The 21340-nt window shown below is 39.0% G+C and carries 18 protein-coding genes; 6 read left to right on the top strand and 12 right to left on the bottom strand.

Translation table 11 applies throughout. From position 1 onward, the window contains the following. Positions 1–79 precede the first annotated feature (79 nt). From dsdA to AC21OH_RS04300, 3 genes are all read left to right on the top strand, one after another. A complete protein-coding gene (gene dsdA / locus AC21OH_RS04310) occupies positions 80–1354 on the top strand; it encodes a D-serine ammonia-lyase (RefSeq protein ID WP_487370382.1) in 1275 nt (424 codons plus the stop codon). A gap of 168 nt (positions 1355–1522) precedes the next feature. Beyond that, the gene (gene umuD / locus AC21OH_RS04305) at positions 1523–1981 is read left to right on the top strand and encodes a translesion error-prone DNA polymerase V autoproteolytic subunit (protein WP_486535462.1); all 459 of its coding nucleotides are present in this window, start codon (positions 1523–1525) and stop codon (positions 1979–1981) included. Between the two features lie 209 nt (positions 1982–2190). Further along, positions 2191–3537 carry a Y-family DNA polymerase gene (locus AC21OH_RS04300; protein WP_487370383.1) on the top strand — a complete coding sequence of 449 codons (1347 nt, stop codon included), beginning with the start codon at positions 2191–2193 and terminating at the stop codon, positions 3535–3537. A 381-nt stretch (positions 3538–3918) separates the two neighbouring features. Here the strand turns inward: AC21OH_RS04300 and prpF are convergent, their stop codons facing one another. From prpF to AC21OH_RS04245, 11 genes are all read right to left on the bottom strand, one after another. Then, entirely contained in the window at positions 3919–5166 is a 1248-nt protein-coding gene (gene prpF / locus AC21OH_RS04295) for a 2-methylaconitate cis-trans isomerase PrpF (protein ID WP_487370384.1), read from the bottom strand. A 122-nt stretch (positions 5167–5288) separates the two neighbouring features. Beyond that, complete coding sequence (locus tag AC21OH_RS04290) at positions 5289–5549, bottom strand: Txe/YoeB family addiction module toxin (protein WP_486535465.1); 261 nt, start codon at positions 5547–5549, stop codon at positions 5289–5291. A 9-nt stretch (positions 5550–5558) separates the two neighbouring features. Further along, positions 5559–5861, bottom strand: coding sequence for a type II toxin-antitoxin system Phd/YefM family antitoxin (locus AC21OH_RS04285; protein WP_487370385.1), 303 nt, complete (start codon positions 5859–5861; stop codon positions 5559–5561). 307 nt (positions 5862–6168) lie between these two features. Further along, complete coding sequence (acnD, locus tag AC21OH_RS04280) at positions 6169–8817, bottom strand: Fe/S-dependent 2-methylisocitrate dehydratase AcnD (protein ID WP_487370394.1); 2649 nt, start codon at positions 8815–8817, stop codon at positions 6169–6171. Between the two features lie 163 nt (positions 8818–8980). After that, positions 8981–9268 carry a hypothetical protein gene (locus AC21OH_RS04275; protein WP_487370386.1) on the bottom strand — a complete coding sequence of 96 codons (288 nt, stop codon included), beginning with the start codon at positions 9266–9268 and terminating at the stop codon, positions 8981–8983. A 21-nt stretch (positions 9269–9289) separates the two neighbouring features. Continuing rightward, on the bottom strand, positions 9290–10420 hold the full coding sequence (gene prpC / locus AC21OH_RS04270; protein ID WP_487370387.1) for a bifunctional 2-methylcitrate synthase/citrate synthase: 1131 nt from the start codon (positions 10418–10420) through the stop codon (positions 9290–9292). A 115-nt stretch (positions 10421–10535) separates the two neighbouring features. Continuing rightward, on the bottom strand, positions 10536–11135 hold the full coding sequence (locus AC21OH_RS04265) for a DUF2059 domain-containing protein (RefSeq protein WP_487370388.1): 600 nt from the start codon (positions 11133–11135) through the stop codon (positions 10536–10538). 156 nt (positions 11136–11291) lie between these two features. Continuing rightward, positions 11292–12182 carry a methylisocitrate lyase gene (prpB, locus tag AC21OH_RS04260; RefSeq protein WP_486535470.1) on the bottom strand — a complete coding sequence of 297 codons (891 nt, stop codon included), beginning with the start codon at positions 12180–12182 and terminating at the stop codon, positions 11292–11294. Positions 12183–12512: 330 nt separating this feature from the next. Beyond that, positions 12513–13538 (bottom strand): LysR family transcriptional regulator, encoded by a 1026-nt coding sequence (locus AC21OH_RS04255; protein ID WP_487370389.1) that lies wholly within the window; start codon positions 13536–13538, stop codon positions 12513–12515. Between the two features lie 217 nt (positions 13539–13755). Beyond that, positions 13756–14442 (bottom strand): hypothetical protein, encoded by a 687-nt coding sequence (locus tag AC21OH_RS04250; RefSeq protein ID WP_487370390.1) that lies wholly within the window; start codon positions 14440–14442, stop codon positions 13756–13758. A 452-nt stretch (positions 14443–14894) separates the two neighbouring features. After that, complete coding sequence (locus AC21OH_RS04245; RefSeq protein WP_487370391.1) at positions 14895–16148, bottom strand: NRAMP family divalent metal transporter; 1254 nt, start codon at positions 16146–16148, stop codon at positions 14895–14897. Between the two features lie 638 nt (positions 16149–16786). On the opposite strand from AC21OH_RS04245, the gene AC21OH_RS04240 reads away from it, so the two are divergent. Then, entirely contained in the window at positions 16787–17761 is a 975-nt protein-coding gene (locus AC21OH_RS04240) for a hypothetical protein (protein WP_487371048.1), read from the top strand. Between the two features lie 109 nt (positions 17762–17870). Here AC21OH_RS04240 and AC21OH_RS04235 read toward each other — a convergent pair whose 3' ends face one another. Continuing rightward, positions 17871–18449, bottom strand: a complete 579-nt coding sequence (locus AC21OH_RS04235) for a TetR/AcrR family transcriptional regulator (protein WP_486535540.1) — start codon at positions 18447–18449, stop codon at positions 17871–17873. A gap of 268 nt (positions 18450–18717) precedes the next feature. On the opposite strand from AC21OH_RS04235, the gene AC21OH_RS04230 reads away from it, so the two are divergent. Together AC21OH_RS04230 and AC21OH_RS04225 are read left to right on the top strand one after the other, a co-directional pair. Beyond that, entirely contained in the window at positions 18718–19869 is a 1152-nt protein-coding gene (locus AC21OH_RS04230) for an acyl-CoA dehydrogenase family protein (protein WP_486535475.1), read from the top strand. 192 nt (positions 19870–20061) lie between these two features. Further along, positions 20062–21270 carry an acetyl-CoA C-acetyltransferase gene (locus AC21OH_RS04225; protein WP_487371047.1) on the top strand — a complete coding sequence of 403 codons (1209 nt, stop codon included), beginning with the start codon at positions 20062–20064 and terminating at the stop codon, positions 21268–21270. Positions 21271–21340: the final 70 nt, after the last annotated feature.

Raw genomic sequence — 21340 nt, 5'->3', positions numbered from 1 at the left:
TTTGAATAGCTCAATTTAATAGCTGATTTTTAATGTCAATTTTACTAGCCAGTCCAATGACAGCTTATAAGGGGATAAAGTGTCACATAGCCTATTGAGTCATTATAAAGATAAAGAAAATGAGCTGCTAAATAAGTTGCGCGATTTGATACCTGTATGTTGGCACAATCCTAAGCTAACAACTTTTAAGGAAGCCATTGAAGATGTTGGATTAACTCAAGAAGATGTGGATGCTACACATGCTAGGCTAGAGCGATTTGCCCCTTATATACTAAAAGCGTTTCCAGAAACCTCTCCAAATAACGGTATTATCGAGAGTAACCTATACCAAACGTCGCATTTACAACACCGATTGGGCCTAGATTTAGATAAAGGTACTCTTTATATCAAAGCTGATAATGAGTTGCCAATATCAGGATCTATTAAAGCGCGAGGTGGTATTTATGAAGTATTACAATATGCGGAAAGACTTGCTTTAGATCATGGTTTATTAAACCGTACAGATAACTATAGCAAGCTTGACTCCGATGAATTCAGGACTTTCTTTTCACAATACTCGATTTCGGTAGGTTCTACAGGTAATTTGGGACTATCTATCGGTATTATTTCTGCGAAATTGGGGTTTAATGCGCAAGTGCATATGTCGGCAGACGCCAAACAATGGAAAAAAGACAAACTAAGACATCATGGTGTTCATGTGTTTGAATATGAAGGAGACTATGGCGAAGCGGTTGCCAATGGTCGTCGTCAAGCAGAGCAGAATCCTTACGGCTATTTTGTTGATGATGAAAATTCACGTCACTTATTTTTAGGATACGCAGTAGCGGGTGCGCGTCTAAAGCATCAATTGAGTCATATGGATATCACGATAGATGCTGATAGACCACTTTATGTCTATTTACCTTGCGGTGTCGGCGGTGGTCCAGGTGGTGTTGCTTTTGGACTAAAACTGGCTTTTGGAGATCATGTTCACTGTGTTTTTGCCGAACCTGTACAATCGCCTTGTATGTTGTTAGGGATTTATACCGGTTTGCACAATGGCATTAGTGTAGAAGATATTGGACTTAATAATAAAACACTCGCTGACGGTCTAGCTGTCGTCAGAGCATCGGGCTTTGTAGGACAGGCAATGCAGCGCTCTTTAGATGCCCTTTATACTGTAAAAGACGACACGCTACTTGATGACATGCAAACTATTTATGACACCGAACATTTAAAACTCGAACCTTCAGCCTGTGCTGGTCTTGCTGGGGTTAACTACTTCTCTCATGTTGATAATGCCGTACATATCGTTTGGGCAACTGGCGGCAGTATGATGCCAGATGAGGTTTTTGCAGAGCTTTTAGCACGCTAACACTCATTCATTCTTATGATTTTCTTAAAGTGATATCTTTGGTCATCTAGATTGCTTTTATTACCCTTGTTGTTAGATTATGATGTGACCCTATAAGGTCAATTATAAAACGAACTATGAAAACAAACTATGAAAACAAACTATGAAAACAAACGATTAAAATAAATTATGAAAACTAAAGTACTTGGTAAGTTAAATCCTCAAAGCTATACGCCCCTACCATTCTTTATTGAGAAGGTTCCTGCGGGGTTTCCCTCACCAGCTGCAGGATACGTGGAAGCCAGTATTGATTTAAATGAATTATGCATTAGCCATCCCAATGCCACCTTTTTAGTGAGAGCAGGGGGGTTATCAATGATTGATGCAGGCATACATCCTGAAGATTTGTTAGTAGTCGATCGCAGCTTAGAGGCTCAGCACTGCGATATTATTGTGTGTGCGGTCAATGGGGAGTTTACAGTCAAAGAGCTGTGCCTTGAACCTACCCCCAAGCTCGTCGCTTATAACCATGACTACGATGATATTATTTTAGATGATGATATAGATTTTGAAGTTTTCGGAGTGGTAAAAAACATCATTCGTGAAATTAAACGCGGCCGCGGTCAGAATCGCCGACCTGATTTTTAAACCTTAGATTTATAGGCATAAATATATAGACATAAATGTCGTGGCGCATTTAAGAATACTCAGCCCGATAAGCAATCTATGCGACAACCGTCGTCGTTAATTCATTTTATTAACTATGATAAACCTGCTTTAGTCTGTTACCTTAAGTTTATTACCTTTAAGCACAGCTTTAATAAATTCACCCTAATGCCACCTACTGGGACATTCCCATGTATGCCCTTATTGACTGCAACAGTTTTTACGCTTCTTGTGAAAAGCTATTTAGACCTGACTTAAAATATAAGCCAGTCGTGGTGTTATCAAACAATGATGGCTGTGTAGTCGCCCGATCCTCTGAAGCAAAAGCGCTAGGTATAAAAATGGGCGTGCCGTATTTCAAAGTGAAAGACTTTTGCCAGCAGCATAATGTGACCGTATTTAGCTCAAATTATGCGCTATACGCAGACATGTCACATCGGGTAATGAGTACTTTAGAATCCTTATGTCCTACTGTAGAAGTATATTCAATTGATGAGGCTTTTTTGTATCTTGGCGACTATCCGGTTGCGATGCAAGATCTTGACGCCTATGCCACAAAGCTTAAAAACATCGTCGAGCAATACACAGGTATTGCTGTCGGTGTGGGCGTTGGTCAAACAAAAACTTTAGCCAAGCTTGCCAATCATGCCGCCAAAAAGTTCCCTGCGACAAAAGGTGTTTGCATCCTAACAAACCCACGCTGGATACGCAGGCTGATGCAAATTACTGATGTTAAAGAGGTCTGGGGTGTAGGCCGCCGTTATGTACGTAGGCTTAATGCGCTAGGTATTGAAACTGTGTATCAACTGGCGATATGCGAGCCGGCCAAAATTCGTCAGCATTTCGGTGTGGTGCTCGAACGCACGTGCTTAGAGCTTAACGGACAATCTTGTCTAGGCATCGAGCAAGCAGAACCCAAAAAGCAGATTGTATCCTCTCGCTCATTTTCTAAACGAGTCACCTGCCAGCAAGATTTAGAACAGGCGATATGTAGTCATGCCTCAGCAGCAGCAAGTAAGCTGCGCAAACAGCACAGTGTCTGCGCCACCTTAATAGTGTTTGCTAAAAATAGCGCCTTTAATGAGCAAGAAAAGTACACACCTATATCGGGGCAATATCAATTTTGCGCACCAACGGCAGACAGTAGAATCATGGTCAGTGCCGCACGAGAAGTGCTACATAAAATATATAAAGAGGGCGTCAGATACGCCAAAGCAGGAGTGATGTTATCTGATATTTGCCAACATGATGAAATACAGCCAAACCTATTCGATCAATCCGCTATCAACGATGCAAACGCAAACGCTTCAGGTGCAAATACTGAAAACACTAAAACGTATGATGATGAACAAAGGCAGACGGCTTTAATGGCAGTGATGGATGAGCTAAATAGCAAGTTTAGACACGATCGTAATCAGCAAGCGACCTTATTTGTGGCCAGTGAAGGTATTAAAGATAAGCAATTGTGGCAGATGAACCGCAATTTTTTGAGCCCGTGCTATACGACACGTATCAGTGACGTCTTAATCGTTAAATAAAAACCATCAATAAACTGTCTATATAAAGGTCTGAATTTTAAGTTGAGATTAGCGTTATTTAATTGATTTTGATACTTATAGATTACTAACGTTTAACCATTCTATTTTAACCTTGATAGCCCATATTCCATAGAACCCAAGTGTATAACGCATGTTTAGTAGCAAAATAAAAAAAATAAAAGATAGCCTTAGCATCAGCTTATTTAATAGGGGAGAAATATGCCTAACATAGGTAGTCTATTTTTATAGACTCCACTCAGTGCTCGTCCCTCGCACAAAAGCCAAAGCCCAAATCAATATTGACTTGGGCTAATAATATAGTATCTTGCCAACTATAAAAGAATAATTTAAATGCACTTAAAACACTAAATGCAAATAAGATTAAAAACTATTACTTGGCACAAACACCTGACCGACCATAATACGGCGAGCAGAACGGCTCATTGACACCTTTTTAGCCTGCCAGCGACCATTGACTTGCTCTGTTTTACCACCCACAAGTAACGTCCCAGACGGATGTCCAAACCGAACTTCTGATAAGCTACCACCGCCTGCTGCATGATTGACCAAGGTGCCTTGTGTGGTTGCCGCCGCTGCAATCGCTACAGCAGCAGTACCCATCATAGCATGGTGTAGTTGACCCATACTCATCGCACGTACTACCAAATCAATATCAGAAGCGTTAACCATTTTACCGCTTGAAGCTGTATAGCTTTGCGCTGGGGCTACCCATGCAATTTTGGGAATATGCTGGCTTTTTTCAGCATCACTAATATCCTCAAAAATCCCCATAGCCACACCACCTTTGGCACGGATGGTCTCAAGTTTAGCCTGTAGCTCTGGATTACCATTGACATCAGATTGTAGCTCAGTGCCAGTAAAGCCCAAATCTTCGGCCTTCATAAAAATAGTAGGAATACCGGCATTAATAAAGGTGGCTTGAACCGTATCTTTATCCAGACCACAGCCTGAGACATCAAAATCATCTACCAAATTACCAGTAGGGAACATCTCACTAGAGGCATCAACAGGGTCGATAAATTCAATTTTAACTTCAGCAGCAGGGAAGGTGACCCCATCTAGCTCAAAGTCACCTGTTTCTTGTACCTGAACTTGACCCGCTTCATCTACATAGACAGGAACGTGGGCAATGATAGTCTTGCTGATGTTTTGTTGCCATATTCGCACTTCACAAATACCTGACTCGGCACTGGCTGCCACTTTATCAGCATCTACCAACCCCATATTTATAGCACAAGCACCAACTGCCGCCGTTAGATTGCCGCAGTTACCATTCCAATCAAGCATAGGTTTTGTGATATTAACTTGACCAAATAAGTAGTTCACATCATGGTCATCTCGGTCTGATTTAGAAAGGATAACCGTCTTTGAAGTACTTGAGGAACCGTTACCTAATCCATCAATTTGTTTGCCATAAGGGTCTGGGCTACCGATAACCCGTAAAAGAAAATTATCTCGAGCTGCCCCTGGCTGCTGACAACGCTCTGGTAATTCAGATAATTTAAAGAACACGCCTTTTGATGTACCACCACGCATATAAGTAGCGGGAACAGGTATTTGGGGTGGGTTATTATTTTGGGGGGCATTATTATGATGAGTTTGAGACATGATTAATCCTTTAATTATTAATCTGTAGATACGATTATATGAGTCTAATTTGATTTAAGTAGCTAAAAGAGTGTAAAGAGTGTTATGTAGTCATTAAAAATGGAAATTATTAGTGATAAAAATTAATAATGATACCGACAAGCAATAATCGTCAGATAGTTATCATTAACGGCGTATACCAATCGATGTGTCTCATCGATACGGCGTGACCAAAATCCAGACAAGTTTTCTTTGAGTGCTTCTGGTTTTCCAATACCTTCAAAAGGAGTACGTTTGCACTCAATAATCAACTTGTTTATGCGCTTTAAAGTTTTTTTATCCTGAGTTTGCCAATATAGATAGTCTTTCCAAGCCAAATCTGTCCACGCCAGCTGTCTATTCATAAATATAAGCTATCCATTATCACAAGCGACATCATCACGCGTTTCGTCAGCATCCAAATTTTGTTCTATCAAATCTTGGGGCTTAACATTACCTGACTGGTATTGGGCAATAGACTGAGCAAGGTGTGCTGCGTTAGCTGGAGACTTTAATAAATGTACCGTTTCCATTAAGCTATTGTAATGGTCCAAAGATAGTACTACCGCATCTTCGGCATCGCGCCGAGTCACAATAGTAGCAGCTACATCTTCTACTACGGAATCTAATACGTCTTTAAGATGACGCCTAGCTTCTGTAAAAGTAACGACTTTCATCGTAATTATCCTTCTGGTTAAACAAAATTTAAAACTATCGATAATAATATGTACAATATATGGTACATATTATGGCACAGTTCAATAATTTTAACTAGGATCTGTTTATCATCGCTATTTATAGAAATTAGTAGTCAGCGCTATTTATATCCCACAGGAAAATAAAAGCCATCTAGTATGACCAAATTTTAAGAATGAAAACGTTTAAAAAAAGCATAAACACCAGGTTTATGCTTTAGTAAACTCATAAATTATACTAGGGTCTGTTATCTCTAAAATTCTTAGTCTCTATATCTTCTAAGATATTCTAGGCCACTTCGCCAGCTAAGAACTCTTTAGCGAAACGTTGTAGCATACCGCCAGATTTATACATCTTAACTTCATCCGCAGTATCTAAACGGCAGATAACCGGCGTTCTATCTATCGTTCCATCAGTGCGATGAATCACTAGAACCATCTTGCCACCCGCAGAAACTTCGCCTTCAATATCGAACATTTCAGAACCATCGATGTTCAAAGTTTTACGTGTAGTACATTCTTCGAACTGGACAGGTAGGGCACCCATGCCGACTAAGTTTTGACGATGGATACGTTCAAAATCTTCTGCCACGACACATTCAACGCCAGCCAAACGAACCCCTTTGGCAGCCCAATCTCGGCTTGAACCTTGACCATACCCATCACCTGCGATAATGATCAGTGGCTGTTTACGCTGCATATAGGTTTCAATGGCTTCCCACATACGCATCACTTCGCCTTCTGGCTCAACACGTGCTAGTGACCCTTGGATGACTTCACCATTTTCGTCCAGTACCATTTCATTCAATAACTTTGGGTTAGCAAAAGTTGCACGTTGCGCGGTTAAATGGTCACCACGGTGCGTCGCGTAAGAGTTATAATCTTCTGCGGGTAATCCCATCGTATCTAAATATTCACCAGCGGCACTGTCAGGCAAGATGGCGTTAGAGGGGGACATATGATCGGTGGTAATGTTATCGCCCAATACTGCTAAGGGACGCATACCTTTAAGCTTATTCGCTTCAGCCATTGCTCCTTCCCAATATGGAGGGCGACGAATATATGTACTAAGTTTACGCCAGTTATATTGAGGGTCAGTAATGGCATCATGACGTTCTGCATCTACTTTGCCTTCATCAAACATAGGAATGTAAACTTTACTATATTGTTCAGGCTTAACAGCGGACTCAACGATAGCATCGACTTCTGCATCATCAAACCAAATGTCTTTTAAGTAAACATCATTACCGTTTAGATCTTTTCCTAATGCATCCTTTTCGATATCAAAACGTATTGACCCGGCGATAGCGTATGCCACGACTAGAGGCGGTGACGCTAAGAAAGCTTGTTTGGCATAAGGATGGATACGTCCATCGAAGTTACGGTTGCCAGATAGTACCGCTGTAGAGAATAAGTCACGTTCAATGATCTCTTCTTGAATCTCAGGTTCTAAAGCGCCACTCATACCATTACAAGTCGTACAGGCAAATGCCACAACGTCAAAACCTAACTTTTGTAGATCAGGCAGTAGATCAGCTTCTTCTAAATACAGTTTAACTGCTTTGGAACCCGGTGCTAAAGAGGTTTTTACCCAAGGTTTACGCACCAGTCCTTTTTGAACGGCATTGCGAGCCACAATACCTGCTGCAATCATATTACGAGGATTGGAGGTATTGGTACAACTGGTAATAGCGGCGATAATAACAGCGCCATCGGGCATGAGACCATCTTCAGGTACTGTAGGATCAAAGTCTTCTTGAGCAATGCCCACATCCACTAAATCAGTTGTAGACACTCGTGCATGAGGCTTTGAAGGTCCAGCAATATTACGAACAACAGAAGACAGATCAAAATTCAGCACGCGCTCGTATTCGGCGTCTTTCATGCCATCGGCCCAAAGCCCTGTTTGCTTAGCATAAGCTTCTACGACTTTGATTTGCTGTTCGGTACGACCTGTTAACCGTAAGTAGTCTATAGTCTGCTCATCAATAGAGAACATAACTGCCGTCGCACCATACTCTGGCGTCATGTTAGAAATCGACGCTCTATCACCGACTGATAGGCTTCTTGCACCCTCACCAAAGCACTCCACATAGGCAGATACAACGCCTTCCTCTCGTAAAAATTCGGTCATCGCCAATACTAAATCGGTACCAGTGACGCCTTTTTGTAATTTACCAGTAATATGTAAACCTACAATGTTTGGCAGACGCATATAAGAGGGATTTCCTAGCATGACACTTTCGGCTTCTAAACCGCCAACACCAATAGAGATAACACCTAATGCATCCACCATAGGCGTATGACTATCTGTCCCAACTAGGGTATCGGGATAAGCAACAACATCACCTTGTTGATCTTTAATGACTTGAACAACAGGGGACATTTTTTCAAGATTAATTTGATGCATGATGCCGTTACCCGGTGGCACCACGTTCACATTATCAAAAGCGTATTCGCACCAGTTGATAAAATGGAAACGGTCTTCGTTGCGGCGTTCCTCAACAGCTCGGTTTTTTTCAAAAGCGTTTTCTTCATAGCCTGGGTGTTCAACTGCTAAGGAGTGATCAACAATTAGCTGGGTAGGTACTATAGGATTGATTTTAGAAGGATCGCCGCCTTCTTCAGCAATCGCATCACGAAGCCCTGCCAAATCAACGAATGCGGTCTGACCTAAAATATCATGACACACAACACGGGCAGGGTACCAAGGAAAGTCAATTTCTTGTTTGCGGTAAATATGCTGAGATAATGCTTCGGTAAGATCTTCTGGAGGACAACGTCGTACTAAATTTTCACAAAGTACTTTTGAGCTAAAGGGTAATTTAGCATAAGCATTAGGTTCAATCTCGTTTACGGCTTGCTCTACATCAAAATAATATAAACCACTCTCGTCCCCATTTGGAAGAGGAAGCGGTTTTTTATAATCCTGATTCATAGGCTGCGGATGCTTATGAGTTAATATGGGCTTGTCTGTATTTTGGGTTGGCATTATGGGCTATCCTTGAATTCTAAAAAATTCATTTTGAATACTTAAACTTAAAAACTTAAACTTATAAAATTGTTGAAATTTTAATAAGATATAAACGGTGTGATTCTGATTATTTGTAAAGTTTACGAAATAAAAATATAGCTACAATGATAAGAGGGGCGATCAACCAAAACATACCTATTGAGATAAATAACCATCCTAAAATACCTAAAACTCCTAAAGGTATTAGCAATAGAGCTTCAGATAATAAACCCTCAATCAGTTCACCTAATAACTGTCTACAACAGCTTTCTTGTTCAGGCTGATCTTCATGAGTCTGTTGATTGCGAACTTCTTTAGAATCTGATGAAGAATCTTTAGAAGTTCGACTATTGAGATGTTCAGGTTGATGATCCACTTTTATTAAGTACTCTATGTATTAACCACGCTCACTAATAGGGGGCACTTCTCTAGGCTCTTCACCAATATACTCGGCGCTTGGACGAATAATACGGTTGTTAGAACGCTGCTCAAATACGTGCGCTGCCCAACCTGTTAATCGTGAACAAACAAATATAGGCGTAAATAGCTTGGTTGGAATACCCATGAAGTTATAGGTTGAAGCATGGAAAAAATCTGCGTTACAGAATAACTTCTTCTCGCGCCACATCACTTCTTCACAGCGCACAGATACCGGATAAAGGACATCGTCGCCTACATCGTTAGAGAGCTTTTCTGCCCATTCTTTAATAATAACGTTACGAGGGTCAGATTCACTATAAATAGCATGACCAAAGCCCATGATTTTATCTTTGCGCTCAAGCATACCCATTAAGCCTGCTTCAGCCTCGTCTGGTGAATCAAAACTTTCAATAAGCTCCATGGCCGCTTCGTTTGCACCACCATGTAGCGGTCCACGTAGCGTACCGATTGCACCGGTAATACAAGAGAACAAATCAGATAGGGTAGAGGCACAAACGCGAGCGGTGAAAGTCGATGCGTTAAACTCATGTTCTGCATATAAAATTAGCGAAACATTCATCACACGTTCGTGCAGTTCGCTTGGTTTTTCATCTTTGAGCGTTTGCAAAAAGTGTCCGCCAATGGTATCTGCATCAGTTTTACAATCAATTTGCACACCGTCATGACTATAGCGATACCAGTAGTTGATGATACTTGGGAACGCTGCCAGCATTCGATTGGTTTTATCAAGCTGCTGCTCAAAGCTTTCTTCTGGTTCTAGATTACCTAGCATAGAACAACCGGTACGTAGAACGTCCATTGGATGCGCGTCTTTTGGAATGCGCTCAAGTACTTCTTTTAACGATTGCGGTAAGTCGCGCAGTTGCTTTAATTCTGCTTTATAGTCGTCTAGTTGAGACTGAGTCGGTAGCTCACCGTATAATAATAAATAGGCGACTTCTTCAAAAATGCAGTTTTCTGCTAAGTCTTTAACGTCATAGCCACGATAAGTTAAGCCAGAACCTGACTTACCTACGGTTGATAGCGCGGTTTGTCCTGCAACTTGTCCGCGTAGTCCTGCGCCTGAAAGTTTTTTACCTGCTGCCATTATTTTATCCTTAATTAAAATTGAGTTTAGTGTTTAGTGTTTAGTGTTTAGTGTTTAGCAAATAGATTAGATTGAATACAACTATCCAGATGTGACTTTATTTTAACTAATAATTTTAACTGCCGTTATTTCTTAGACTATCAGTTATGCCACACTCATCTATTTTTACAAGTATTAATGGTTGAATTAGATTTTGCAGGCTACCTTCGCCTTGTTGTAAAGACGATTGAGTGTATTTGATCATAGCAGGATCTTGTGACATTTGCGCAGCCTTCATAACCTCTTCTTCGGTTGGCGCCTCTGACGGATCGGGGGCTTCACCACCAAATGCTTGCAACATCTGTTTACTTTGGTAGTTCGAAACTTTCTGACCATAATCCGAAGTATAAAAATCATTAATAGTACTCAATTCGTCATCGGTATAATTATTCTTGAAATATACCTCTAACTCTTCAGCTGCAAATTTATTATCGATATTATTTAGGCATGATTTTTGTTCATCATTTAATTCGACCATACTATTTAAGGCGCCGATGGCACCCATTACACTATATTGACTCGTTATTAGAGATACTGGCATATATTGAGATTGCGCAGCCAGTTCACCTGGCACACCTATTGTCTGTTCTGATACTTCCTCATTTTCAGCTTCTACATCAACCATTACCTCTTCACTTTCAGAATTGGTCTTATCGCAAGCTGATAATGATGCCATAGCAACTATAGTCGCCGTTATGAATATATTTTTTTTAATAAAATTCATTGTTTAATCTACTATATAAAAGACATTATATTAAAATTTAAAAATTCCGCTGCTTACATGAGCTCATTTAACTTTATTACTAATTAGATCTTAATTAGTTATTAGATCTTATTTATTGGCAAAAAGCTTATCTAATGTTTGCTCAAATTCATGATAATTTAAGAAATCGTACAATTCCATACGCGTCTGCATCGTATCGACGACTTCTTCTTGAGTGCCATCATCTAACAGATGCTGATATACATTAAGCGCAGCTTTGTTCATCGCTCTAAATGCAGATAACGGATATAAAACCATATCAACACCTACACTATATAACTGCTCAGTGGTATATAAATCGGTTTGGCCGAATTCTGTCATATTGGCCAATACAGGAATGTTTAGCACATCGGTAAACTTGCGATACATCTCAATATCGGTAAGCGCTTCAGCGAAAATCATATCTGCGCCAGCCTCTTCGAAAGCAACTGCACGTTCAACAGCCGCCTCTAATCCTTCCACTGAAAGCGCATCGGTACGCGCCATAACTACAAAGTCAGGATCAACCTTGGCGTCTAAAGCGGCTTTTAAGCGATCTACCATTTCACCGGTAGAGACAATCTCTTTGTTAGGACGATGACCACAACGCTTTTGCGCCACTTGATCCTCAATATGAACGGCGGCCACACCTGCTTTTTCCATTTTCTTGATGCTTTGAGAGATATTAAATGCACCGCCCCAACCTGTGTCGATATCAACTAACAAAGGCGTATCAACGGCATTTGTGATACGGCTAGCATCTTCTAACACGTTATCGAGACTGGTCATACCTAAGTCTGGTAAACCATATGAGGCATTAGCCACGCCAGCACCTGAGAGATAAATGGCTTTATGGCCAACTTCTTTAGCCATCATTGCTGTATATGCATTGATGGTACCCACTATTTGCAGGGGTAAATCTTTTGATTTTTGTTCAGAGATAGCGTCACGAAAACGCTTGCCAGCAGAATGTGAAGTCATATTCTTTCCTTAGAACTTATACGATGAATAAAAGACAGGGATCTAACCACCTGTTAAAAATATTGATTTATAGAGTGGCGAACTAAATTGTATTTATAGATTACGCCTAATTTGTAAATATTAAAAGGTACAAATTGAAGGTTACTTTAATTTAAATTAAAACATTATTAATAAAATTTAAAGGTATTTGTTAATTGAATAATGTTATGCATAATTTCATAGTTTCATGCAACTATTATTCATTTTTAAGTTATTAATTATTAAAGACGAATTGAATATTTACATTTAGTTACACTATTTATAATACTTATTCAATTTCTCAGTTTTATTTCATTTTGTCCTATGATTGCGATAAGTAATACCACGTATCTCATATATATCATAAATGACAGAGAGCAAATCATTAAATGCTGGATGAACGGGAGATTCTAAGGTACAAATGTAAATAGGCGAGGTTGCATCTTCATGAACTAATTTTTGATAACTAATTTGCTCGGAACGAACTGTTTTAAGGCTATCTGGTACTAGCGTTACACCTTCACCTGCTGCAACTAGACTTAGTGCAATTTGAATATCACTCACATATGTTTTGCGATGGGGAAGGGCAGATTGTTTTGCGAATAAGTTTAATAACGGCTCTCTAATTGACGATTGGGGTTTTATTTGTATTGAAACCGAATGACTATTGATCGAAGAGGTTTTTGAAGGATCATTACGTACTTGATCCGCGAATGAATCTGTTTGCGAGATAGTGTCAAAAGGCAAAAGTGTCTGATGATAAAGAATAACTTGTTCATTTTTTAATTGATTTAAATGTATGTCGTCTTCGTCTATCAGCGCATGGTCTTTGGGTAGGGCTGCGACGTAACGTTCATGGCGAAGGAGCAGTTGATTAATATCAGAGTCATTATGAACAAAACGTCCAAACCCAACATCAATCTCGCCTGCTTTTAGCGCCTCAACCTGTTTAAAAGAACTGATTTCTTTTAAATGAACGTTTAGTTCAGGCAGTTTTGATTTTAAATTTGAAATAATAGCAGGTAACAACCCATATAATACCGAAGGCACAAATCCTATATTCAATGTATTAGTCGGATGGGCTAAACGCTGTGTTAGCGTGATCGTGCTTTCAATGTCTTTAAGTATAATATCAATTCTATTATAAAAAAATTCTCCAGCTGCAGTAAGTTGTAGCGGCCGATGATATCTGTCAAAAAGTTGAACACCGATATTGTCTTCAAGTTGTTTGATTAAACGGCTCAAAGTAGGCTGGGACAATTGAGTGAAAGAGGCAGCTTCACTAAAGCTTTTTAACTGGGCAACCACATGAAAAGCTTTTAATCTTTTTAATTGCATTCTAAGCTCATATCGTATAAATAAAGAAGTTATTAACGTGAATAAGTATGCCTAGATCGCACATAGTGATAGTGCTTCATATATTGTGCGCTTCGTATACTAAATTTGATTGTTTAAATAGCTGTAAATATTAAATAGGGATTATTTACTAAATTAGTTATAAGCTAATACTGCGATAGATTGATATGACGCTTTATCATATTTTTATACTTATAACTTATTCAAAGTCTATGTCATCCCCATTTTCAAAAGTCATTCGACCATCAGAGACATCTACTTCAATCTCTTTATTAGTGCTAATGGCTTTTGATACTTTAGGATCTGATAATGTGACATCCACATCAATATAATCAGTACCATTTGGCGCTATAGCTGGATCAAATTGAGTTAAAGGAATGACTACCGGTTTTGGCTGATCAAAAGTTGAGTCTTTAAGTAGTAAAGTACCCTTAAAGCTGCTAATAGCTACATCGCCGCGATTGGCTAACACAAACCTAAGTTTAACATTGGTTAGACTGTCATTTTCACTCGTTTTGCTCGGCAATAGTGCGAATGAAAAGTTATTTTTTTCTGTGCTATTTAGATTTTGATCTATAGGTCCGGTAGGGCTTTGGGGGTGCAGGTCTTCATATTCTCGCTGTTGTTCGATAGCCTGCTTGATCGTTGTTCTTGTCATAGCGCCTTTTTCATGAGATTCACTAGAGCGCATTCTAGTCATATACCGATTTAAAAGCTCTCTATTAGGTTGGGTGAGTTGATTTAAGGTATCACCTAGTTCGTCTTGCCACTGTTCAGAGTCAGTAGAAATAGTTTGCTGCATAGGATCTTCGGTATTGGAGCTGCAACCTGATAGCATGACGCAACCCATAAATAGTGGCAGTATATAATAAAACGGACCCTTCATAACTTTCTCCATTCCTAGGTAGCTGTTTGGAATTCATTTAGTTTTTTATTCTTGTACTTGTATTTAATACGATATAAATACCGCCTTAAAACTATACCCTTTAATAATGACCCGATACAATACAAATTTGATTGTTTTATATTTATTTCTTTATCTATTTATGAAATTTACCTTACTCTCAACACATTGCGTAAGCTGTGTCTTTAGCTTAGCATATAAGATTAATAGATACGTATTTATGGACTAAAATCACCAGCCTACAATGGATTGTCTTAAGTTAAGAGTGGGGTAACTTTATAATTCATTTAAGCATTGTATATGTTTTAAAAAAAGGCTGTCATATATTAATGACAGCCTATAATCTACATCAAGACAATTACTTATAGATGTATACTCATAAGAAATCACTTATAAGCAAACTTTTCACTTATACATCTACGCATTAACACTCATTAAACTATGCCCAACTGCTGAAGTATAAACAGCAGAGCAATCCCGCCTAAGAAAATCAAACCGGCTATACTATATAACTTCATACCGCTTGATAATTTTTTGTGATTTTTGGCTAATGAATAGTTCAACCAACCAAATATTGGTGCAGATACAAAAGCACTGATCATGGCAAACTTAAGCATGGCTCCTAATTGACCAGTAAAGTAGGTGATAAGAATAAAGCCGCCCCACGCACAGTACGTTGTCCATAAAAGAATATGGGTTTGCGATAAGCTTTTATCACCTTTGATTAGGCGCCAGCTCTCTGCATTGATACGTCCATAACCATCAGCACAAGTGATGGTTGTTCCAAACATAACCATAAAGGCCACAAATGCTACCAATAAGCGTGACCATTCACCAATAGTCTCGGTATACATATTGATAAGCTGTCCCACATAGGCACCGCCCGTGGTTTTAATTTCAACACCTGATCCATATTGAACGTAGACACCCAAGGCTAAGAACAGCAAGGCTAGAATCGATGTTGAAATAAACCCAACATTAAAGTCGACAAGCCCTTGGCGATGTGTCGTGTGATCTGCTTTAATTTTTGCAGAAATCCACATCGAATTAATCGCTGAGAACTCAAGAGGTGCAGGCATCCAGCCCATAAAAGCGACAATAAACCCAAGCGTTGCCATATTCCATGGTGAGGTGACCACGAAATCTTGTGAAATGATAGCAGGTTTGCCCGCAGCGATGAATACGGCCGCTATAGTCGCCAAAGTCAAAATTACCATGATCCATTTGGTCACTCTATCTAGCAATTTATAATGACCTAGTATTAGAAATAACCACGATACGGCCAATACTATCAATGATACATTGGTGGTAGACAGACCTAAGCTTTCAGGCAACATAATACCGAGTATAACCGCAGCCAAGAGGGCAACGGCGCCTGTACTGATAACTGAAGCTGCTAGAGATAGAATGAAAAAGGCCCAAAGATAAAATTTAGATTTTTTAGCGTATCCAGCTATTAAAGATTCACCTGTTTCATAGACGTAATCTGTACCGAATTTGAAGAAAGGGTACTTAAAAAAATTGGCTAAAATAATCATGATAGCCAACTGCCAACCATAAAGCGCGCCAGCTTGAGTAGATGATATGAGGTGTGACCCACCAATTGCCGCAGTTGCTAATAAAATACCCGGTCCAAAGTTTTTCCAACTTGAACCTTTGTTGGTCGTTTCGGTAGCAGTAATACTCATTTGTTATCGTCCTTTAATATCATTTATTTAACAGACCCTAGTACGATGTTCAATAGATAGCATTTTAATAGGCTTTTTTATAATTTATTCAGCATTTATAAAGCTTCGATCTTTAAGATATGCGTCGCTCATAAAAAATTCAAATGGGTTATAATCCGGTATATACTGAAATTTTAATATATTTTAATCAAAATTTTGATTTAAAGATGATCCGTTAAGTTACAAAAGCATAATATAATATCATGTAACTTAAATAAAACAGAAACAATTCTGATTTAATCCATATTAATGTATTATAATTTCATTTATTTTAAACTTTATTAATAAAAGTTTTGAACAATGTATTTATTAATACTCAAAGCTTTGAATCTAACACTAAATACTTTATGAAAGCTAAGCTTTGGGTAGATTAACTTCAAGGATTAGGGCGTATCCCTATTTGTAAATGAAATAAGTTATGGTTTAAAAATCCAAATTTGGACACACCCTAATCCTTTCACAATTAAATCATTTATAATCTTAATCGTTTAACACCTTTAAGCAGTCAAGTTATTTTATCGGTAAAGTTTATAAGTCTCTTTTAAATGTGACTGCTCAAAATATGACTGTTTAAAATGCATATAAGGTAAATGCAAATTATGGCGCATAACAAACACAATCCGTTATTTTCGGAGTCCAATACTTTGGATGAGACGAACAGTAATCATAATATGCGTCATAGTGATCACACATCGGCTGACGAACTCAAATTAACTCATTATAAATCTGATACACCCACAACCAAAAGTTCAGATAACCTTACCTATTCTACAAACGTAAAATATGATGAGACACTCGATAAGGCATATACTTCCACTATAATCAATTCGGAAATAGACCCATCTGATATAAACAATTATTATATAAAAACTTCTAATATAAACACTTCTAACTTAAACGCCCCAAATAGGGGCGCTGACAATTTAGACGCTTCTAATATATTGATACCCACTTCAGATTTGAGTAAAAAAACAGATAGAAAACGGTTACGCACCACACTTTATATTATATTTTTAGTTATATTGCTCGCTGCACTTATAGGATTACTGCTAAATCACAATACGCTATCTAATAGATTAGTGAATAATGATGACAATAATTTGACCCAAACCAGTGAACAAGATTCTGCTTTGGTTGAAAACGGGGAAGTAAAAAATGCATCTAATGGAGGCTCGGTAACTGTTGTACCAAATAGTTCTGCTGAAAGTGAAACACTTAGAAATAGCTCAAAGCAAAGCAACGAAATTGACAATGAATCTACAGTAGAACTTAATACGAATCCAGAACAAGATCCAGCAGTAAAAGCAGCAATTGCTGCTGCTTTGGGAGAAACGCAATCTTATGATGTGCCGTACGAACCTATTCAGCCTCAGTATGACCGTCAAGCGTCACCCGATGGTTCATACGCTTCAAGTGAAATAAACTATATTAATAATCAAAATAACAAAGTGAGTTACGAGGATTTTATTCAGTCTGCCGAAACGCCGATATTTGTTGAAGGGCAGGAAGATAGCAATGGTAATACCAATAACAATATGAAAGACACAATTAACGATGAACTTAATGAACGATAGTATTAAAGATGCTATTAAAAACGAAGTTAAACAATCCAATACACCCTTACCGTTTAAATAATTTTATTAGTTTTAAGTGTTCATGCGATTGACTGTTAAAATTTAAAGATTAATATGTTTTAGGTTTTGACAGTGCGCGCCAAAGAATAATAAATAAATCATCAAAACTGTCAGTTAACAATTTATCAGTTTGGCGCACAACCTGCATCATGCCAATACGCATCACAAACCCCATAAATACATCAAAAAGCACGTAAAGAGGAACATCATCATTTAGTACCCCTCGATTCTGCCCATCGGATAGTACACTTGTGAATGCATTGATAAGCTCCTCATTTTCATAGATTGATATCTTGCGTATGTCCGTTGCAGAAACAGTGGTCAATACTAGAACGGCTTTTGAATTGTTATCAACAAAATCAAAAATAACCCAAAGTGTTTTTCGTATTCTATCTTCAACACTATCAATCCCATGTAAATGATCCATCATACGTAGAGCTAGTCTACCTAGCACTCTATCCATAATCGTTTGGAATAGAGTTTGCTTATCCCCAAAGTATTTATACAAAGTTTGAAGGGAAACATTGGCACTTCTTGCTATTTGAATCATGGTGACATCTTTAGCGTTGTTTATAGAAAAAAGCTCATGTACCACTCTTTCTATGTTATCTAATGTAGCTGGTCGCATTTTTGACAAAGGTGCTAAGGCTTTATTATCTTTGCTTTTAGATATGATATCTACTTGGTTATATGAATGGCTCACATACACTCCAACAATAGGGTAATTATAATTACTATTTTTATAGCTTTCATTGATTTTGTAAAATTACTTTTGTAGTATAAATTCCTAATACATGCAGTTACAAGCTTTAATTGCTATAAACTGTACTTTATTAAAGGTAATACTGATTACCATTATAAATTATTTAAATGTTTAATTGTTAAGGAATGACCTTATGAGTATTGATGCTTTTAAAAGTAATTGGATGACCGAAGAACACGAAATGGTATATGAAAGTGCCTTCAAGATGTTTAAAGATTGGGAAGAGAAGGACGAAGGATGGCGCGGCAATGGCATGATTGATCGCGAAGCTTGGAATGAAGCTGGTGACATGGGTTTCTTATGTGCGTCTATGCCAGAAGAATACGGTGGCGGTGGCGGCGATTTTGGTCATGAAGCGGCTATTTTACTTGCCCAAGCACACGCTAACCAAGCAAGCTATGGCGGTATGGTACATTCAGGTATCGTAGCACCTTATATTTTGAATTTGGGTACAGAAGATCAAAAAAAGAAATGGTTACCTAAAATGGCGACTGGCGAATATGTGGGTGCCATTGCAATGACAGAACCTACAACCGGTTCTGATTTACAAGCCATTAAAACATATGCGGTAAAAGATGGTGATGACTATATCATCAATGGTTCAAAAACCTTTATAACCAACGGTCAACATGCCAATATTATAATTTTAGCGTGTAAAACTGATCGTGATAAAGGCGCACAAGGCGTTTCTTTAATCGTTGTCGAAACAGACGGGCTTGAAGGGTTTGAGCGTGGTCGTAACCTTAAGAAAACCGGGTTAGCGGGTCAAGATACTTCAGAGTTATTTTTCAGTAACGTTCGTGTACCGCAATCTAACTTACTTGGTGGTCTTGAGGGGTTAGGCTTTATTCAGATGATGCAAGAGTTGCCGCAAGAGCGTCTAATTATTGCTTTAAGTGGGTGTGGCGCTATCAAATTGGCATTAGATCTTACTTTGGACTACGTTAAGCAGCGCGAAGCATTTGGTCGTCCTATTTGGAAGTTCCAAAATACTCGCTTTAAATTGGCAGAAATTCAAGCAGATTATCTGGCAGTACGTGCGTTATGTGACGCGGCTATTGAGTCAATGATAGAAGGTAAATTAACCGCAGCGCATGCTTCACTAATTAAGTACTGGGTAACGGAAAAGCAATGTAAGGCAATGGATGAATGCTTACAATTATTCGGCGGTTATGGTTACATGAGTGAGTACCCAATCGCTCGTATGTATGCTGATGCTCGTGTCCAGAAGATCTACGGCGGTACTAATGAGATTATGAAAGAGCTAGCCTCACGTTTCATGTAATGCATCCGTTAAGCTAAACTTTGGTGACTTGAACACGATGTCAAGTCATCAAATAGTAACGTTTAAAACTTTTATCTTTGGCTTAATCTACTATCTTTAACATGACCTAATATGGTAATGTTAATCAACTGTTTTGATGTAAACAAACAGCTCTTAAATAAATTATTGTTAAAAATTAAAAAAGGGATTTTTATGACTGAAGTTGCCTATATTTACGACGCCATTCGTACACCTCGCGGTAAAGGTAAAAAAGATGGTTCATTGCATCAAGCCTCACCAATTTGGCTGGTTCGCACGCTATTAAAAGAGATGCAGCAGCGCCACAATCTAGATACCAGTTTAGTAGACGATATCGTATTGGGCTGTGTTACCCCAGTCGGTGAGCAGGGTTCTGACATTGCGCGTATTGCTGCTATTGATGCCCAGTGGCATGAGAGCGTGGCAGGATTAACCCTGTCACGCTTTTGTGCTTCTGGTCTTGAGTCGATTAACTTGGCTGCTACCAAAGTGATGTCCGGTATGGAAGATTTAGTTGTTGCTGGCGGTGTTGAGTCTATGAGCCGTGTACCTATGGGTTCAGATGGCGGTGCTTGGTATATGGATCCTCGCGTAAACGTATCTACCGAGTTTGTTCCTCAAGGCGTTGGCGCAGATACAATTGCTACCTTACGCGGCTTTAGTCGTGAAGATGTGGATGCATTTGCTACTGAGTCGCACAAAAGAGCGACTGCTGCTTGGGAGAAAGGCTATTATGATAAGTCAGTGGTTCCAGTTAACGATATAAATGGTCTTTTACTATTGGACAAAGATGAAACTATCCGTCCCAATACTTCTGTTGAAACCCTGTCCAAATTAAACCCATCATTTGCTATGCCTGGCAAAATGGGCTTTGATGGCGTTATTCTTGATAAGTACACCACAATTGAAGACGTTATTCATGTCCACCATGCCGGTAATTCATCTGGTATTGTTGATGGTTCAGCCTTATGTTTAGTAGGTAGTAAAGCGGCTGGTGACAAAGCCGGTCTAAAACCACGAGCTAAGGTTACCATGGCATCTGTTATCGGTTCAGAGCCTACAATTATGTTAACGGGTCCAACACCAGCTTGTCAAAAAGCCCTAGATAAAGCCGGTATGACGGCTGCAGATATCGATCTTTGGGAAATTAACGAAGCCTTTGCAGCCGTACCAATGAATACTGCTGCTGACTTTGGTATTTCACTCGACATAGTAAACGTTAATGGTGGTGCTATTGCCATGGGTCATCCATTAGGAGCTACAGGCGCTATGTTAGTGACCACCGTATTGGATGAATTAGAACGTCGTGACTTAAGTACTGCCATGATTACATTGTGTGTGGGTGGCGGTATGGGTATTGCGACCATTATTGAGCGTGTTTAATCCGCAACCTATCAATTAAATGGTTACACTCTTCTAAAGTCTAAATACGGACAGAATATACGCCCTACAT

Source organism: Psychrobacter sp. CX10, assembly GCF_057621575.2.
This window is presented reverse-complemented; position numbering and strand designations above follow the sequence as displayed.

Excerpts from the sequence above, each read along its gene's own strand:
- AC21OH_RS04240 (WP_487371048.1), top strand. The coding sequence starts at position 16,787 with ATGGCGCATAACAAACACAATCCGTTATTTTCGGAGTCCAATACTTTG.
- AC21OH_RS04250 (WP_487370390.1), bottom strand. The coding sequence starts at position 14,442 with ATGAAGGGTCCGTTTTATTATATACTGCCACTATTTATGGGTTGCGTC.
- AC21OH_RS04245 (WP_487370391.1), bottom strand. The coding sequence starts at position 16,148 with ATGAGTATTACTGCTACCGAAACGACCAACAAAGGTTCAAGTTGGAAA.
- AC21OH_RS04230 (WP_486535475.1), top strand. The coding sequence starts at position 18,718 with ATGAGTATTGATGCTTTTAAAAGTAATTGGATGACCGAAGAACACGAA.
- AC21OH_RS04235 (WP_486535540.1), bottom strand. The coding sequence starts at position 18,449 with ATGCGACCAGCTACATTAGATAACATAGAAAGAGTGGTACATGAGCTT.
- AC21OH_RS04265 (WP_487370388.1), bottom strand. The coding sequence starts at position 11,135 with ATGGCATCATTATCAGCTTGCGATAAGACCAATTCTGAAAGTGAAGAG.
- AC21OH_RS04285 (WP_487370385.1), bottom strand. The coding sequence starts at position 5,861 with ATGAAAGTCGTTACTTTTACAGAAGCTAGGCGTCATCTTAAAGACGTA.
- umuD (WP_486535462.1), top strand. The coding sequence starts at position 1,523 with ATGAAAACTAAAGTACTTGGTAAGTTAAATCCTCAAAGCTATACGCCC.
- AC21OH_RS04255 (WP_487370389.1), bottom strand. The coding sequence starts at position 13,538 with ATGCAATTAAAAAGATTAAAAGCTTTTCATGTGGTTGCCCAGTTAAAA.
- prpC (WP_487370387.1), bottom strand. The coding sequence starts at position 10,420 with ATGGCAGCAGGTAAAAAACTTTCAGGCGCAGGACTACGCGGACAAGTT.
- prpF (WP_487370384.1), bottom strand. The coding sequence starts at position 5,166 with ATGTCTCAAACTCATCATAATAATGCCCCCCAAAATAATAACCCACCC.
- prpB (WP_486535470.1), bottom strand. The coding sequence starts at position 12,182 with ATGACTTCACATTCTGCTGGCAAGCGTTTTCGTGACGCTATCTCTGAA.
- acnD (WP_487370394.1), bottom strand. The coding sequence starts at position 8,817 with ATGAATCAGGATTATAAAAAACCGCTTCCTCTTCCAAATGGGGACGAG.
- AC21OH_RS04290 (WP_486535465.1), bottom strand. The coding sequence starts at position 5,549 with ATGAATAGACAGCTGGCGTGGACAGATTTGGCTTGGAAAGACTATCTA.
- AC21OH_RS04225 (WP_487371047.1), top strand. The coding sequence starts at position 20,062 with ATGACTGAAGTTGCCTATATTTACGACGCCATTCGTACACCTCGCGGT.
- AC21OH_RS04300 (WP_487370383.1), top strand. The coding sequence starts at position 2,191 with ATGTATGCCCTTATTGACTGCAACAGTTTTTACGCTTCTTGTGAAAAG.